The 14,962-nt window shown below is 41.3% G+C and carries 19 protein-coding genes; 16 read left to right on the forward strand and 3 right to left on the reverse strand.

The annotated features are described in order from the left end of the window. Window positions 1-91: 91 nt before the first annotated feature. Genes IZT61_RS13035 through secG form a run of 4 tightly spaced genes read left to right on the forward strand, consistent with a single transcriptional unit; the run spans window position 92 to window position 3,386 of the window. Complete coding sequence (locus tag IZT61_RS13035) at window positions 92-1,336, forward strand: sigma-54 interaction domain-containing protein (RefSeq protein ID WP_196097335.1); 1,245 nt, start codon at window positions 92-94, stop codon at window positions 1,334-1,336. Between the two features lie 7 nt (window positions 1,337-1,343). Beyond that, window positions 1,344-1,895, forward strand: a complete 552-nt coding sequence (locus IZT61_RS13040; protein WP_196097336.1) for an LptE family protein — start codon at window positions 1,344-1,346, stop codon at window positions 1,893-1,895. A gap of 60 nt (window positions 1,896-1,955) precedes the next feature. Next, window positions 1,956-3,011 (forward strand): hypothetical protein, encoded by a 1,056-nt coding sequence (locus IZT61_RS13045; RefSeq protein WP_196097337.1) that lies wholly within the window; start codon window positions 1,956-1,958, stop codon window positions 3,009-3,011. Between the two features lie 15 nt (window positions 3,012-3,026). After that, a complete protein-coding gene (secG, locus tag IZT61_RS13050; protein ID WP_196097338.1) occupies window positions 3,027-3,386 on the forward strand; it encodes a preprotein translocase subunit SecG in 360 nt (119 codons plus the stop codon). Window positions 3,387-4,222: 836 nt separating this feature from the next. Here secG and IZT61_RS13055 read toward each other — a convergent pair. Beyond that, entirely contained in the window at window positions 4,223-4,924 is a 702-nt protein-coding gene (locus tag IZT61_RS13055; RefSeq protein ID WP_196101307.1) for a peptidylprolyl isomerase, read from the reverse strand. A gap of 92 nt (window positions 4,925-5,016) precedes the next feature. Between IZT61_RS13055 and IZT61_RS13060 the strand changes: the two genes are divergently transcribed. The 8 genes from IZT61_RS13060 (at window position 5,017) to IZT61_RS13095 (ending at window position 10,528) form a co-directional block, all read left to right on the forward strand. Further along, on the forward strand, window positions 5,017-5,421 hold the full coding sequence (locus tag IZT61_RS13060) for an HYC_CC_PP family protein (RefSeq protein WP_196097339.1): 405 nt from the start codon (window positions 5,017-5,019) through the stop codon (window positions 5,419-5,421). Between the two features lie 126 nt (window positions 5,422-5,547). Beyond that, on the forward strand, window positions 5,548-6,084 hold the full coding sequence (locus tag IZT61_RS13065) for a heavy-metal-associated domain-containing protein (RefSeq protein WP_196097340.1): 537 nt from the start codon (window positions 5,548-5,550) through the stop codon (window positions 6,082-6,084). 3 nt (window positions 6,085-6,087) lie between these two features. Then, the gene (locus IZT61_RS13070; protein ID WP_196097341.1) at window positions 6,088-6,900 is read left to right on the forward strand and encodes a hypothetical protein; all 813 of its coding nucleotides are present in this window, start codon (window positions 6,088-6,090) and stop codon (window positions 6,898-6,900) included. A gap of 80 nt (window positions 6,901-6,980) precedes the next feature. Further along, entirely contained in the window at window positions 6,981-7,484 is a 504-nt protein-coding gene (locus IZT61_RS13075; RefSeq protein WP_196097342.1) for a DUF3347 domain-containing protein, read from the forward strand. Further along, window positions 7,484-8,044: a helix-turn-helix domain-containing protein gene (locus tag IZT61_RS13080; RefSeq protein WP_196097343.1), complete on the forward strand. Its 561-nt coding sequence runs from the start codon at window positions 7,484-7,486 to the stop codon at window positions 8,042-8,044. Before IZT61_RS13075 ends, IZT61_RS13080 begins: the two co-directional genes overlap by 1 nt. 167 nt (window positions 8,045-8,211) lie before the next feature. Beyond that, window positions 8,212-8,784 (forward strand): YceI family protein, encoded by a 573-nt coding sequence (locus IZT61_RS13085; protein WP_196097344.1) that lies wholly within the window; start codon window positions 8,212-8,214, stop codon window positions 8,782-8,784. Window positions 8,785-8,859: 75 nt separating this feature from the next. Beyond that, the gene (ygiD, locus tag IZT61_RS13090) at window positions 8,860-9,684 is read left to right on the forward strand and encodes a 4,5-DOPA-extradiol-dioxygenase (protein ID WP_196097345.1); all 825 of its coding nucleotides are present in this window, start codon (window positions 8,860-8,862) and stop codon (window positions 9,682-9,684) included. A 124-nt stretch (window positions 9,685-9,808) separates the two neighbouring features. Next, complete coding sequence (locus tag IZT61_RS13095; RefSeq protein ID WP_196097346.1) at window positions 9,809-10,528, forward strand: heavy-metal-associated domain-containing protein; 720 nt, start codon at window positions 9,809-9,811, stop codon at window positions 10,526-10,528. 352 nt (window positions 10,529-10,880) lie between these two features. Here IZT61_RS13095 and IZT61_RS13100 read toward each other — a convergent pair whose 3' ends face one another. Together IZT61_RS13100 and IZT61_RS13105 are read right to left on the reverse strand one after the other, a co-directional pair. Further along, entirely contained in the window at window positions 10,881-11,117 is a 237-nt protein-coding gene (locus IZT61_RS13100) for a DUF6364 family protein (protein ID WP_196097347.1), read from the reverse strand. A gap of 107 nt (window positions 11,118-11,224) precedes the next feature. Continuing rightward, a complete protein-coding gene (locus IZT61_RS13105; protein ID WP_196097348.1) occupies window positions 11,225-11,746 on the reverse strand; it encodes a YfiT family bacillithiol transferase in 522 nt (173 codons plus the stop codon). Between the two features lie 158 nt (window positions 11,747-11,904). Between IZT61_RS13105 and IZT61_RS13110 the strand changes: the two genes are divergently transcribed. The 4 genes from IZT61_RS13110 (at window position 11,905) to IZT61_RS13125 (ending at window position 14,620) form a co-directional block, all read left to right on the forward strand. Continuing rightward, window positions 11,905-13,092: a hypothetical protein gene (locus IZT61_RS13110; RefSeq protein ID WP_196097349.1), complete on the forward strand. Its 1,188-nt coding sequence runs from the start codon at window positions 11,905-11,907 to the stop codon at window positions 13,090-13,092. Window positions 13,093-13,415: 323 nt separating this feature from the next. Then, window positions 13,416-14,048, forward strand: coding sequence for a peroxiredoxin (locus IZT61_RS13115; protein WP_039479644.1), 633 nt, complete (start codon window positions 13,416-13,418; stop codon window positions 14,046-14,048). A 15-nt stretch (window positions 14,049-14,063) separates the two neighbouring features. Continuing rightward, window positions 14,064-14,372 (forward strand): thioredoxin family protein, encoded by a 309-nt coding sequence (locus IZT61_RS13120; RefSeq protein WP_196097350.1) that lies wholly within the window; start codon window positions 14,064-14,066, stop codon window positions 14,370-14,372. Then, complete coding sequence (locus tag IZT61_RS13125; protein ID WP_196097351.1) at window positions 14,372-14,620, forward strand: DUF6952 family protein; 249 nt, start codon at window positions 14,372-14,374, stop codon at window positions 14,618-14,620. Before IZT61_RS13120 ends, IZT61_RS13125 begins: the two co-directional genes overlap by 1 nt. Window positions 14,621-14,962: the final 342 nt, after the last annotated feature.

The raw sequence follows: 14,962 nt of genomic DNA on the forward strand, positions 1-14,962 counted from the left end.
GCGGGCTTGATACTAAATACTTGATTCTAAAAGATTGTGGCGACCGAAAGGAAACTCTCATAGCTCACATCTCAATACTCAAATCTAATAAATGGATACACAAAATATTAAACAACGATTCGGGATTATCGGCAATTCGCCGCTCCTCAACCGTGCCATAGATATTGCAAGCCAGGTTGCCCCAACGGATATGTCGGTATTAATTACTGGCGAAAGCGGAAGCGGTAAAGAGGTTTTCTCGCACATTATCCATCAAATGAGTGCCCGCAAGCACGGCGCATTTATTGCCGTAAACTGCGGGGCCATACCAGAGGGAACGATAGATTCTGAACTTTTTGGACACGAAAAAGGCTCATTTACAGGCGCACACGAAGCCCGTAAAGGATACTTCGAAGTTGCAAATGGTGGTACCATCTTTTTAGATGAGGTTGCCGAATTGCCATTGGGGACACAGGCCCGTTTGTTAAGAATTTTAGAAAGTGGAGAATATTTAAGGGTAGGTTCATCTAAAGTTCAAAAAACCGATGTGCGTATTATTGCCGCCACCAATGTAGATGTTTATAACCGCGTAAAAAATGGCAAGTTCCGCGAGGATTTATATTACAGGTTAAATACCGTTCCCTTACGAATTCCAGCGCTGCACGAACGTAAAGAGGACATTTACCTGCTTTTTAGAAAGTTTGCTGCCGATTTTAGCGACAAATACCGCAGCCCCGGATTGCACCTCGAACAAGACGCTGTAAATATATTAACAAATTACAGTTGGCCAGGAAATGTGCGCCAGCTAAAAAATATTGCCGAGCAGATTTGCGTTTTAGAGAAAGATAGAAATGTGACCGGACAAGCGCTGCTAAACTATATTCCCAACGAAGCGGGAAGCAATTTGCCAATGACGATCAATTCTCAATCGAAAGAAGATTTTACAGAAAGAGATATTTTGTACAAAGTGCTTTTCGATATGAAAAAGGATATGGTTGAGCTTAAAAAACTGGTAGCAGAAATTATTCAGCATGGCGGCAATACCGCAACGGTTCTGGCCGACAATCCTCAATACATCAATCAGCTTTACCGGGATGTAGAATTACCTGCCGGACAGGAACATGCCTTTACCATTCAGCACCATACGCCAGGCAACAACGTAAACAACAACAACAATTCTGATTATTTTGCGCACGATGCAGAAGAAGTTGAAGAATCGCTGTCGTTAGTCGACAAAGAATCTGATTTGATTAAAAAGGCGTTGAAAAAACACAAAGGCAAGCGCAAATTCGCCGCTCAGGAGTTGGGCATATCCGAACGCACGCTCTACAGAAAAATTAAGGAATTAAATTTATAAGTTAAAAATGGTGATTAACAAACCAAAAGTCGCTTACTTGTTTCAAGCGGCAAAATTACTTTCATTTTTCGTTGTCGCTGCATTATTCAGCGCATGCTCTTATAAATTTAGCGGCGCATCTATTCCCGCAGAAATGAAAACGGTAACCGTTCGCGTGTTCGAGAACAATGCACCATTGGTAGTGCCAACACTGAGCAATTCGTTTACAGAAGCCGTTAAAACAAGGATTCGCAACCAAACGAGGCTCGCCGTGGTACCCAACGAAGGGCAGGCAATTTTTGAGGGCCGAATTACGGGATACGACATCAAACCGGTTGCGCTGCAAGGCAGTTCGACCCCAACCGCCGGGGCAAACAGATTAACCATTACGGTTGCTGTTAAATACACCAACACGCTTGATAAACCCGAAAATAAAACCAGTTTCGAAGAAAGTTTTACACGATACTTCGATTTTCCGTTAACCGGGGCACCAGTTCAATCGCTTTTGCCAGGCGCAATTGATAATATAAACAAACAGCTTACCGAAGATATCTTCAATAGGGCTTTTGCTCAGTGGTAACATAATCGTTAAAAAAAAACCAAGTACATTTTTTAACTTAGCAGCAAACCTCTTTATAGAATGAACAACAAGAAGCTACTTGCCGATTTACTCGAACAACCTGCAAAGGTCGATGCATCGCATGTATCTTTTTTAAAAGAAATGGCCAGTGCGTACCCTTACGCCCAGCCCATCCACCTGCTTTTGGCCAAGGCCGAAGCCTCATTTGTTCCCAAAGCAGCTTTGTACAGTCAGGGAAACGTGCTATTTCATATCCTAAATATGGTTCCCGTAAAGAATGAGGACATAGCGATAGCCGACGATAGGAAATCTGAACTTACTACCGAGTCGGATGTTATGGTTGAGCTTGATGAGCAAGACGTTTACGAAGAAATTGGTGAACTTAATGTTGATGAAATTGAGGAGATACCGACAACAGCCTCGCCCGATTCGGCACAAGCAGATCATCATTTAACAGATTTGCCATCTGACGACCTTTTCATTGAAAGTGTTGCGGCAACCGATTTTTTCGCATTTGAACAAGCTTTAAGTACTGATATTGCGCCAGAACCAGAAGTGCCTCAAATCGAAACCGTTGTTCCTGATGAACCTGAACACCATCGTGTTTCTAAATACGACGATGACCAGCTTCCCTACACCTTTTTATGGTGGCTGGCCAAAACCAGAAAAGAACACGAGCAGATTTTTCAGCCCTATGCGCAGCAAAAACCGAAACCGACAGTTGTAAAGCAGCAAAACGATACTAATGCCGCATTTCAGCAGCAGTATGTAGAGCACATTTTTCACATTCAAACCCCGTTTGAGGTTGCCGATCATTTGGCAGAATATCCTACAACCGAAGTTAAAGATGCTAAAGGAGCCGAAATTATCGAACGGTTTTTGAAAGAAGACCCAACAATAAAACCGCCAAAGCCCGAGCAAATAGATAACGAAAACAAGGCCAAGAAGAGCGCCGAAGATAGATACGACCTGGTTTCAGAAACATTGGCAAAGATTTACATCGAACAAATGCTTTATCACAAAGCCATAGATACTTATAAAAAATTAAGTTTGAAATATCCAGAAAAAAGCCGTTACTTTGCCGACCTTATCCAATCTATAGAAAAGAAATTTTAAAATATAAATATTATCATGGTAACCTTTTTAATCATTTTATTAATAATTGCGTGTGTAGCCCTAGGCCTATTTGTATTGATACAAAACCCTAAAGGCGGTGGCTTAGTAACAGGCGGCGGCTCTACCAACATGTTTGGTGTACAACGTACTGGCGATGTTTTAGAAAAAGGATCGTGGGTTTTGTTGGTTGCTATCGTAATATTATCACTGGCAATTACTACAGTTTCTAAAAATAGCGGCGGTACTGCAGTTGGCAATTCGGCAATTCAAGAGCGTTTAAACAAAACGCCGTCACCATCGCCACTTGGCAACAGCTTAAACACTGCAAAGCCCGCAGCAACAACACCTGCTAAAACAGATACTACAAAGAAATAAATAAATACTTTATGAGTTTTTAAAAAGCTTTCCTTTAAACGAGGAAAGCTTTTTTTGTTTAATCCGTAGGCGGATTTTGGGGTGCTGCAACGCGATTTAATTTTTCAGCATAAGATCAATATAAGTGACGCCTTCAACGCGGTCGTCATTGCGAGGCACGAAGCAATCTCTTTTCGTAGATCACCTCGCACGAACCCGCCTCGTCACCCTGTCCCGTACGTACGGGATCAGGGCCTTTATAGCATGAAAGATGCTGAAATAAATCCGATAGCTATCGGATCAGCAGGACGACCGTTCGTGTAAGAGCTTATAAAAACGCGTGTTACAAAAAACGTCAATGGTAGCGCAGTCGAAGGACAGATATTTTTTGTTTTATCCAATAAAAAGGCTCTTCAGCTGAGTTTATCTTGAGCGTAGCCGAAAGGCACGAACCCGGCCTCGCTACAAAGTAGCCCCTTTGGGGCAATGACGATTCTCCGAAAAACCTGCCATTTCAATCACGGGCGTCTCTCTGAAAGAAATCGTCATTCCGAACGAAGTGCTCCGAAGGAACTCCTGTGGAGGGGAAATCTTGCGCAAAGTCTGATTTAGAGATTTCTATGCTGCCTGCCAGTCCGGTCAGCCGGGCACTGAACTTCATTTAGTTAAGCTCCACGGCTGTCATCCGATAGCTATCGGATTTGAGCGGAGTCGAAGACTTTTTATATAGGAAAAAACAAATAATAATCGCCCTTCGACTCCGCTCAGGGTGACAATTTTTTTTTGTTTTTTCCTTAACTAAACGACATTGGGCGTTGCACTCAGGATGACAGCGGTGAATAACGCTAATGGTCGTTTTAATTGTCTTTTTCGAGCGTCCTTTCCAGTTTTCTGGCTTCTCTTTTCTTTAGCAGGGTAATATTCATTTTCACATCCTCCTTTGGTCGGTTATTATCATCGGTCAATAACGCCGCAATTTTATCAACCATATCCAGGCCTACAACAATTTCGCCATAAACCGTATAGCTCTGATCTAAATGTGGCGCTCCGCCAATGGTTTTGTAAACCTGTCTTTGCCATTCAGGAAGCTTAAATTTCAACCGCCTTTCTTCCAAAATGTTTAACTGTTCATCAGTAAACACCTTTCCTTGCACCAAATAAAACTGGCTTCCACTTGATGCCTTTTCAGGATTGACCATATCTCCATCTCTCGCTGCGGCCAAAACGCCTTTCTTATGGAATAAGCTGTCGCGAAACTCTGCCGGAATGGTGTATTTCGGGCCTCCGTTTCCCAGCAAAACATCTGGCTTCGCATTTCTTGAATCTGGATCGCCGCCCTGAATCATAAAATCCTTTATCACCCGGTGAAATAGAGTGCCGTCAAAATACCCCTGCTTGGTTAGCTTTAAAAAATTATCGCGATGCAGCGGCGTTTCATTATACAGTTTAACAATGCATTCGCCAAAAACAGTTTGGATGCGCACGTATTTATTTCTTGGCTTCGCTGCAAAAGCAGACAGAACCGAAAAAACGCCAATAAATAGTATTAATTTCTTCATCATTGTAATGTTTGGGGCTAAAGTAATCAAAAAATGAAATTGAGTAAATATTTACCTGTGCGATTAGATTTTTTTTGTTTTATCTTTGTTTTATGAAGCTTAAACAAAAAATAGCACTTTCTTTGGCCGTTTTCTACGCGGTTAGTGTTATGGGTTTGGCTTTGAGTCTGCATTTTTGCGGTGGAAAACTAGAGAACGTAAAACTTTTTAGCAACGAGGTTTCTTGCAAGTTCTGTAAGGATATTCCAGCCGAGAAGATAAAGGACGATGGTTGTTGCAAAAACACAAATGTTACGGTTAAGGTAAAGGATAGCCACCAAACTGCGGCAAAAACAGAAATGCCGAAGCTGTACGCTGTTCAGCTTTTTGTACATTCCCCAACGGACGAATTTTTCTCTAATTTCAGCACCGGTCATTTAAGCAAAATTATTAACAAGGCACCACCGCTCACTTTGGGGGTTGCGCTGCATGTTTTCAACTGTATTTTCAGGAATTAGGATTAAGCTGTATTCCGTACTCACAGAAGTACACCGTGGAATGAGAAATTCATCTTAAATGAATTCTTCATCAGCAAAAAACCCGATCGAAACGACGGGTATTTCAATATTCTAATTCTTAAGATCATGAAAACAATAAAAATATTCAGCATTATTATGCTCTTTTTCGCCGTTAACGTATCGGCCCAACAAATATCAACAGCAGATTTACAGGTAACTGGTTTAACATGTTCAATGTGCTCAAACGCCACACAGAAATCGTTAGAGACATTAAGTTTTGTTAACACTGTAAAGCCCGACTTAAATAAAAACATCTTTGTATTGACCTTCAAAAAAGGTACCGACATCAATATTGACCTGATCCGGAAAAAGGTTCAGGATGCCGGCTTTTCGGTTGGCGGCTTAACTGCCAACTTCAACTTTAATCAGGTTAAGATTGACGAAAAAGGGCAAGCCATCGTTAACGGGAATGTTTATCGTTTCGTAAACGCCAAGAACAAAACCTTAAATGGCTTAGTTAAGGCGTCGGTAGTAGATAAAAACTTCATTTCTAATTCGGCGTTTAAAAAACAAGCTGCTAATATTGCTTCTGATGCCTATGCGAGCGGAATGGGCGTTGTAAACGGAAAGAAAACACGCGTTTATCACCTAATTCTTTCTTAAGGTATGGTAAAGATGTTTAAGCTGGCGCTGATTTTCATCGGCGCCTACAGCAGCGTATCTGCGCAGGAACTCTATGTTTTTACTGAGCCTGCAAGCAATATGCCCAGTAAATCGATTGGTGTTCGTTTAACAAATGAGGGCATGTTCAATAACCCCGATTTTGTAAGCCGAACCATTCCGGAATTAATGGTTGGTTTCAACAAAAACCTGATGATGCATGCGCAGGCTTTTTTGTCTGACTTTGATGGAAAATACCGTTTAGAGGGCGCAAGTATTTACGCTAAGTATCGGTTTCTGTCGCTCGATGAGGCGCAAACTCACTTCAGGGCTGCTGCATTTGGTCGTGTTAGCACCAGCAAACGCCCAACCTATACTCGCGATGTAAATTTAGAAGGAGATAACAGCGGCATACAGGGAGGCGTTGTGCTTACACAGCTTCTGCACAAGTTGGCGTTATCGGCAACGTTGGGTTATGCGCATGCCTTTAAAGATAGTGATAAGAAGATTTTTGGAACGCCGCAGCCAAGTAATATGTTTTCTTACAGCCTGTCATCTGGCTATTTAATTTTACCTGTCGTTTATAAAAACTACAAGCAACCCAATTTTAATGCGTATTTTGAACTATTGGGCAAAACCGATCCGGCGTCAGGGCAATCGTACCTCGATTTGGCCCCGGCCCTTCAGGTAATTTTGAATAGCACCACCCGGATAGACCTGGGTTATCGTTTCCAGGCGGTCGGCAACATGACGAACAGATATACAAAGAACATGTACCTTTTAAGGGCAGAATTTAACTTTTTTAATGTTATAAAATAGATGAAAACAGAAGCGCGGCACTGGCTAAGCGGCCAAACCGTTCCTCGTTGAGTCAAGCTTCACAATCAAAATAAAAAGAAATGAAAAAGATAATGATTATGGTGGCTATACTAGCCATCGCTACAACGAAATTGACTTTTGCGCAAAGCAAAACTGACGCCGCTTTTAACCAGTTGTTAACGGCTTATTACGATGTAAAAAATGCGCTGGCTGCCGACAAGCTGGCTCAGGCTGCAGAGAATGTGAAAGTGCTTTCGGCTAAAGTTGACGCCGTACCGCATAAAGAACTGCCAGGTGCACAGCACACCCTGTGGATGGAACAAGCTAAAGTTATAAAAGCTAAAGCGGCTGAATTAGCCATCGCAAAGGACATTAAGGCACAGCGTAAATCTTTCGAAACGATTTCCTCGGCAATGATTAAAACCATACGGAACATCAAATTTAACAACGCCACAGTTTACCTTCAGCATTGCCCAATGGCCAAAGCAAGCTGGCTAAACGAAAAGGAAGCAGTAGAAAATCCGTATTATGGAAGCATGATGTTTGCATGTGGCGACGTTACGGAAACGATAAAGGCGAAATAATGATTCTCCATATTAAAAACATGGTGTGCAACCGTTGCAAAATGGTGGTTAAGGCCGAGCTGGAAAAGCTTGGCCTTAACCCTGTTTCGGTTCAGCTTGGCGAGGTTGTTCTGGCAGAAAATATCTCTGGCCAACAACGGGCAGAAATTGCCAAGAAGCTAACTCCGCTTGGCTTCGAACTTTTAGAGGACAAAAAAGCCCAGATTACGGAACAGGTAAAAACGTCGATCATCAACCTTGTGCATTATGCTAACGAGCAGTTAAAAGTCAACTTGTCGTCGTATTTAAGCGAAAACCTTCAACTGGAATATCCTCAAATCAGCGCTGTGTTTTCTGAGGTTGAGCACCAAACGGTAGAGAAATATTTTATCAGCCAGAAAATAGAAAAAGCAAAAGAAATGCTAACCTACGGCCAACTTACACTCAGCGAAATCGCTTACCAACTTAATTACAGTAGCGTAGCCCATCTTTCTGCACAGTTTAAAAAAGTTACCGGTGTAACACCCTCGGCTTATAAAACGGCAAATATCGGTAAGCGGAAAACGCTGGATGAGATCTGAGGGATGCAATCCGTCGGCTTAAATTCTGGGTTTGCGCATGGCCTTCAAATTTCACAACCGAGCCGATCAAAACCCGCCATTTTGGGTGAAACCCTTTCTTACCATACATCAAGATGTAGTTCTGCATCTCCCTGTACCTTTGTTAAATAAAAGAACAATATAAGGTTATGAAAAAATTATTCTTATTGCTGATCGCCACCTCACTTAGCGTAGCGTCATTTGCACAAACAACGTGGAAAATCGATCCCATGCACTCGTTTGTTAACTTCTCTGTTAAACACATGGGAATTTCGTTTGTAGATGGATCGTTTAAGAAATTCGATGGCACGGTGACGGCTTCAAAACCAGATTTAACCGACGCTAAAATTAACTTCACGGTTGATGTTAACAGCATTACAACGGGTGTTGATATGAGAGATGGCCATTTAAAAACGGATGACTTTTTCAATGCGGAAAAATTTCCGACAATGAAATTTGAAAGCACGTCGTTTAAAAAATTAAACGGGAATAACTACGAACTGGCCGGAAAACTAACCATTCGCGATGTAACCAAAGATGTAAAATTTGCGGTTGTTTACGGCGGAACTGCTAAAGACCAACAAGGCAACACCAAAGCCGGTTTTGGTGCAACAACAACTATCAATCGTTTAGATTATAACATTAAATATGATCCAACCGGTGCCGGCGTGGCTAAAGATGTTGCGATCAAACTGAATTTAGAGTTTGTGCAGGCAAAATAGCACTTCAAGCGTCATTCGGTAGTTACAGGATGGGAACTTCCGATAACCATCGGATGACGATTTAATAGGAATAGCATGTCGACATTAGCACAGTTCAGAAATTTTACTCAACGGTTGCCGCAAACGGATCTGATGCCAACAATTTTTATTGGTCATGGCTCCCCAATGAACGGTATCGAGCACAATGAGTTCAGCCAAAGCTGGGTTGATCTGGCTAAAAACATCCCGGTGCCGAATGCGGTATTGGTGGTTTCTGCGCATTGGTACACGCATGGAACTTTTGTTACGGCAATGGATTTTCCCACCACTATTCACGATTTTGGTGGTTTCCCTCGAGCCCTTTTTAACGTTCAATATCCGGCACCAGGCAAACCACAACTGGCTACAGAAATCTCTGGTCTAGTGCACTCGGCCGACGTTGCTTTAGATCACGATTGGGGCTTAGATCATGGCACCTGGACAATTGTAAGGCATATGTATCCGGAGGCAAACATTCCCGTTCTCCAGCTTAGCATAGATTACACGAAATCGCCGGCACAACATTATGAAATGGCCCGGGAGATTTATGCGCTCCGAAAAAAAGGTGTTTTGATTATCGGAAGTGGAAATATGGTACATAATCTCCGCCTGATCAGCTGGGAAATGATGCATGGTGGCGGCTACGATTGGGCAAATGAAATGAATTACAAGTTTAAAAACCTTATCGCAAATGGCGATTACCAGCCGTTGATCAATTACCAAAATTTAGGCCCGGATGCAATGCTCGCCATCCCAACACCAGAGCATTATTTGCCACTGCTTTACACACTGGCGCTTCGGAACGACAAGGAAGAGGTTACTATCTTTAACGACAAGGCAATTGGCGGTTCGCTTACAATGACGTCGGTATTGGTTGGTTAATCTTAAAAGTCGCCTTTCTATTTTCTCACTTCCCTCCTGTAAGAAGCCAAAATTCTGTAACTTTTTATGGTTATTTTGTAACGGTTTTTACCCAATTGGAGGGTAAATTTGTAGAAAAAAAATCATGACACATACCTATCAACTTACTGGCATGACCTGCGGTGGTTGCGAAAATAAAGTGAAAAGCAGCCTCTTGGTTTTGCCCGATGTTACCTCTGTTGAGGTTTCAAAAGATACCAACTCAGCAACAATTGGCATGGATAAGCACATTAGCCTCGATACGCTGCAGCAAGCACTGGGTGGAAAGGACAGCAAATACCAGATCACAGCGAACGCCCACAGCGAAATGCTTGAGGAAACAAAATCGTGGGCGGCAACTTACAAACCAATTCTATTAATCTTCGGGTACGTTACCGCAGTTTCGCTAATTGCGTCCTGGCAAGGCAACACCATAAACTTCATGGCTTTCATGCGAGTTTTTATGGCCGGCTTTTTTCTAACATTTTCTTTCTTTAAAATGCTTAATCTGAAAGCTTTTGCCGAAAGTTATGCGATGTATGATGTAGTAGCCAAAAAATTTGGAGCATGGGGTTACATTTACGCTTTTATTGAGCTTGGCCTGGGATTGAGCTTTGCCCTAAATCTCTCGCCAGTTATCGTAAACTGGGTTACGGTGGTTGTAATGACCGTGAGCATTTTAGGTGTTCTCGAAAGCGTTCTGAACAAGAAAAAGATTCAATGTGCGTGCCTTGGAGCGGTTTTTAATTTGCCAATGAGCACGGTTACCATTGTGGAGGATGCCATTATGATTGCAATGAGCGCCGCAATGTTGGTGTTGATGTAATTTAATCTAGCGATTAGTGTTCCACACCGAGCAGGGGAAGAAACGCCGTCATTTTTGTCAGATTGCCCGGCCGCTCAATGTCGTTTAGTTAAGCATGACGGGTGTCAGTCTGAGCCTTTCGACTAGAGTTTATCTTGAGCGTAGACGAAAGGCTCAAGATAAACTCAGTCGAAGACTTTTTATAGGATAAATCTATTAACATCTGCCCTTCGACTCAGCTCAGGGTGACAATGTCTATTAGTTCTATCCTAACTAAATGAAGTTGCGTAACCGCTCGTGATTCTGAGTTTTAATTTATTACATAAAAATCAATTTTATCTTAATAGCTGGTGTCCACACCGAACAAGGGAAATTAGTGCTTGTTATCAAAATATTCTCTTAGCACAGCGTATTCATCAAAATTGTCAGGCAACTTTACAGCCCCAACAGTCGACTGTAATTTAGAAGGAACAGGCGGATTATCATTGGCTGTTATTGTTTTTAAATACTTTTCGACTACTTCGGATAGACTTCTGCCTGTCTGTTTAGCATATGACTTTGCGCTCTCAATTGTAGCTTTTTCGACGGTCAAAGTTAATTTTGTTGTCATAATACGTGTCTATTTTTTATATATACGTGCTTTAGCAGAAATTATCAAGAGCAATTTTATCTTAATAACTGGGTCACACCGACCAAAGGAAACAGTGAGTATCTTGTTCAGTTGACGGTGTTATTAATATGTGCCAAATGATGTTTGCCATGCCAGGCATACATACCCAACATCATCGCTAAGTTAAGTTCCTTATCTTGTGCCGGATGAATGTATTTTCGTTGGTAATCTTCCATTTTTAACGTTTTAAGAAACGTTACCCATCGGCGATGCAGGCTGGTTAACAGCGCAACAGACATTTCAATGTCGCCATTTCTTGCTTCTTCGGTCTCTGCCCAGCCCGCTTCATCGTAGGGCCTAATTACCGGAACGTCTTCTGTAAGCGCCTGTTTAAAGCGAATATAAGCATTCATATGGCTGTCGGGAAGGTGATGAACCACCTGTCTCAGTGTCCATCCACCAGGGCGATAGGCCTGATTCAGTTCGTTGCTGCTCAGGCTTTCAGTAGCTTTTTTGATTTGGGCTGGAAGCGCCTCGATCTCCGAAATCCAAACCGTTGCTTGCCTTTCATCAAAAATTTCAGGCATAATAAACTGACCAATTGGGTATTTGAGCTGTTCTAAATCCATAACGTTAAAGTAGCAAATTTTGGTTTGAAATTACGGCAGAAGTTGTTCTAGAGGGAGTCGAAAGTCTGCCGACTATAAATTATTTTTGTTAAAGCAGGTTCAACTTATTAAAAATTCATTGATTTAAAGCATATTGCAATTAATTTCAACTGTCATAAATGAAAAGGTTTTTTTTAGTTTTTGTATTCGTAATTCCGTTAATCAGCCTTGCCCAAACCATCAAAACAGATGTGCTGGTTTTGGGGAATTCTGCAGCAGCTTTTGCTGCAGGCATTCAGGCTTCCGAATCGGGCGTAAATACGATTGTTTTGACGCAAGCAGACGGTTTCAAAGCAATAGACTTTGAAAAAGAACCCGAAACCGGCCCGATAAAGGCATTTAAACAAAGGGCCAGAAAAGCTTTAAAACTTGCCGACAGCGTTGCTTTACCACAAATTACCAATCAGATATTAAATGCGGTAGTTAAAAACTGGTCGGATAGCTCAAAACTTTTCGACGTAATAAACAACACGCCTTTTATGGAGGCTAGTCGCTCAGGAAGCGGTTGGGAAATAAAGCTGACGAAAGACAAAAGCATTAAAGCAAAGGTATTGGTTGTTACGGACGACATTCAGAAGATCCTTCCAGCGTTAAAAATTTCAGATCTTAAACCCGCTGAAATAAGCCCCTTAAGTTATAGCGGTAACGCTTATCGCACCACCATCGGCGCTATAAATGGTTCTTCAAATTATCTATCACTTTACAACTTGCTTATCCCCGACCAGGATAATGTTTTATACATCAAATCCGATGATTTGGAAATCGGGCAAGCCACCGGAGCTACTGCGGCTTATGCAGCATTCTATAGAACCAAAACCAGTTTATCAAACTTAAAAAGCATTCAAGGTGAGCTATTGGCTTATAAACTTCCTTTAATCCCATTTGAAGATATCAATATCGCCGATTCAAATTGGTTGGCTATACAAAAAGTAGGCATTACCGGAATCTTGAAAGCAGAGCTAAAAGACGGAAAAGCTTTCTTTAATCCTGAAACGAAAGTCGTTTACAAAGAAATAGATCAGCCGATAAGGGATTATTATTATAAAGCCCAAATCTGGTTTGATGATCATCAAGATGTTCCTGTTACTTTGGAAAATACCATTTCGATGATTTGTTATGTAGGCAACAAAGCTGTTGACGCAACGAAGGACAAGCTGCAAAAAAAATGGAACAATGAATACAAATTCCATTCTAAATATGATTTAAAAAAGGTATTGACCCGAAGAGAGTTTGCTGTTATCATCAATGAGTTTTTGACTCCCTTTGATAAAATCAATGTAGATAAAACAGGGCGGGTAATTCGATAGGTTTTGCTTTCCGTCGGCTGAAGCACGACGGCAATGAAGTGCCAATCGCCGGGCTGACTGAGTTCTTTCCATATAGCAGTTAAAGCGCATTGCGTTTGCTATTAGCGATTCTTTGCCGTTGGTTTTAACCAACGGAAATAAGGGAATAAAGGCATTTAACCAGCTAACAAAATATTAAATAGCAAAAATTTATATTAATCGCAATTATTATAGATTTTGACTATATCGCTATCAATAAATACAATGAACAAATAGCCCATCTGGGTTGATTAAGAATTGTTTTAGCCTTACCTTTGTACCACAAAATAAAAGACAAAAAAATTATGGCAATAGTAGGTAAAAAATTTCCGAGTGTTAGTATTGATGCAATGTCAGACATGGGTGATGACTTGAAAATCAATGTATTTGAAGAAGCTGTAAACAAAAATAGCAAAGTGTTATTGTTCTGGTATCCAAAAGATTTTACTTTTGTTTGTCCTACAGAATTACACGCTTTCCAGGCTGCTTTACCTGAGTTTGAAAAAAGAAATACAATTGTAATCGGTGCTTCTTGCGACACCAACGAAGTTCACTTCGCATGGTTAAATACTCCTAAAGATAACGGTGGAATTGAAGGCGTTACTTACCCGATTTTAGCTGATACACACAGACAATTATCTGGAATTTTAGACATTTTAGATCAGGAAGTTAACTATGACGAAGAAGGAAACGAATCTTTCTCAGGCTCAAACGTTACATTCAGAGCTACATACTTAATCGACGAAACTGGTAAAGTTTTCCACGAAAGCGTTAACGATATGCCACTAGGCAGAAACGTTAAAGAATATTTACGCTTAATTGATGCTTACGCTCACGTTCAAAAACATGGTGAGGTTTGCCCTGCAAACTGGGAAGAAGGAAAAGAAGCAATGAATGCCAACAGAACCGGTGTTGCTGAATATTTAGCCGCTAACTAATTAAAATAAAACGTTATGTTTTTAGAATTAACAGAAGATAATCTTCAACAGTATTTAGCCGATAACTCGAAAGTTATGGTTCAGTATGCTGCATCGTGGTGCGGTAACTGCAGAATCATGAAGCCAAAGTTTAAAAAATTGGCTGCTGAGAATGAAGATGTAGCTTTCTTAATTGTTGATGCTGAGAAACTTCCAAATTCACGCAAATTCGCAAACGTTGATAATTTACCAACTTTTGCAGCTTTTGAAGGTGGTAGTTTGGTAGACCAGGTGCAGACCAACAAAGCGGAAGGTTTAATTGAACTTTTTAATAAAATAAAGTAATGAAGATTCCGGTTATAAGACAATTATTTCAAAACACCTCTCCTGCCCAGTTGGAGACAACCTTAGAGGTTTTAGAGGCTTTTTGCGAATTTAGGGGCGTTAGTGAGCATGAAGTTGATGTTGCCGGGGAAATGATCACCAATATTTGCGGTGCCCTTGAGGTACATCAAATGGTGAGCGAAGGCGCTGCAGAAAAAGATGCGCTTAATGCTTTCGGCCAAAAAGTAATGGGCTCGATTGACAGATAATTTCTTTAATCAGGCACTTTAAAATATAAACCCCTTGCAGATTTTAATCTGCAAGGGGTTTTTTGTTCCTTCTACTGCCATTCTGAGTTGTAATTTTCTAGCGAAAGAATCAATATGAGTGACATATTTGAAGCGGTCGTCTTTGCGAGGCACGGCCTGTCCCGACTTTTCGGGGAAGCAATCTATTCTGCAATAAAATCGCTAATGAGATTGCTTCAATCGATGAAAAATCGATTTCGCAATGACGAAAACGTGAATGATAGTGGTAATTTTTGACAAAAAATCAATATCAAGTGACGTTTTTAAGGCGGTCGTCATTCCCGCGCAGGCGGTCCCGAAGCT

It is taken from the genome of Pedobacter endophyticus (genome assembly GCF_015679185.1).
GTDB lineage: Bacteria > Bacteroidota > Bacteroidia > Sphingobacteriales > Sphingobacteriaceae > Pedobacter > Pedobacter endophyticus.

Bases quoted from the DNA above. Each gene is read 5' to 3' on its own strand.
- IZT61_RS13035 (WP_196097335.1), top strand. From the start codon at position 92: ATGGATACACAAAATATTAAACAACGATTCGGGATTATCGGCAATTCG.
- IZT61_RS13040 (WP_196097336.1), top strand. From the start codon at position 1,344: ATGGTGATTAACAAACCAAAAGTCGCTTACTTGTTTCAAGCGGCAAAA.
- IZT61_RS13045 (WP_196097337.1), top strand. From the start codon at position 1,956: ATGAACAACAAGAAGCTACTTGCCGATTTACTCGAACAACCTGCAAAG.
- secG (WP_196097338.1), top strand. From the start codon at position 3,027: ATGGTAACCTTTTTAATCATTTTATTAATAATTGCGTGTGTAGCCCTA.
- IZT61_RS13055 (WP_196101307.1), bottom strand. From the start codon at position 4,924: ATGAAGAAATTAATACTATTTATTGGCGTTTTTTCGGTTCTGTCTGCT.
- IZT61_RS13060 (WP_196097339.1), top strand. From the start codon at position 5,017: ATGAAGCTTAAACAAAAAATAGCACTTTCTTTGGCCGTTTTCTACGCG.
- IZT61_RS13065 (WP_196097340.1), top strand. From the start codon at position 5,548: ATGAAAACAATAAAAATATTCAGCATTATTATGCTCTTTTTCGCCGTT.
- IZT61_RS13070 (WP_196097341.1), top strand. From the start codon at position 6,088: ATGGTAAAGATGTTTAAGCTGGCGCTGATTTTCATCGGCGCCTACAGC.
- IZT61_RS13075 (WP_196097342.1), top strand. From the start codon at position 6,981: ATGAAAAAGATAATGATTATGGTGGCTATACTAGCCATCGCTACAACG.
- IZT61_RS13080 (WP_196097343.1), top strand. From the start codon at position 7,484: ATGATTCTCCATATTAAAAACATGGTGTGCAACCGTTGCAAAATGGTG.
- IZT61_RS13085 (WP_196097344.1), top strand. From the start codon at position 8,212: ATGAAAAAATTATTCTTATTGCTGATCGCCACCTCACTTAGCGTAGCG.
- ygiD (WP_196097345.1), top strand. From the start codon at position 8,860: ATGTCGACATTAGCACAGTTCAGAAATTTTACTCAACGGTTGCCGCAA.
- IZT61_RS13095 (WP_196097346.1), top strand. From the start codon at position 9,809: ATGACACATACCTATCAACTTACTGGCATGACCTGCGGTGGTTGCGAA.
- IZT61_RS13100 (WP_196097347.1), bottom strand. From the start codon at position 11,117: ATGACAACAAAATTAACTTTGACCGTCGAAAAAGCTACAATTGAGAGC.
- IZT61_RS13105 (WP_196097348.1), bottom strand. From the start codon at position 11,746: ATGGATTTAGAACAGCTCAAATACCCAATTGGTCAGTTTATTATGCCT.
- IZT61_RS13110 (WP_196097349.1), top strand. From the start codon at position 11,905: ATGAAAAGGTTTTTTTTAGTTTTTGTATTCGTAATTCCGTTAATCAGC.
- IZT61_RS13115 (WP_039479644.1), top strand. From the start codon at position 13,416: ATGGCAATAGTAGGTAAAAAATTTCCGAGTGTTAGTATTGATGCAATG.
- IZT61_RS13120 (WP_196097350.1), top strand. From the start codon at position 14,064: ATGTTTTTAGAATTAACAGAAGATAATCTTCAACAGTATTTAGCCGAT.
- IZT61_RS13125 (WP_196097351.1), top strand. From the start codon at position 14,372: ATGAAGATTCCGGTTATAAGACAATTATTTCAAAACACCTCTCCTGCC.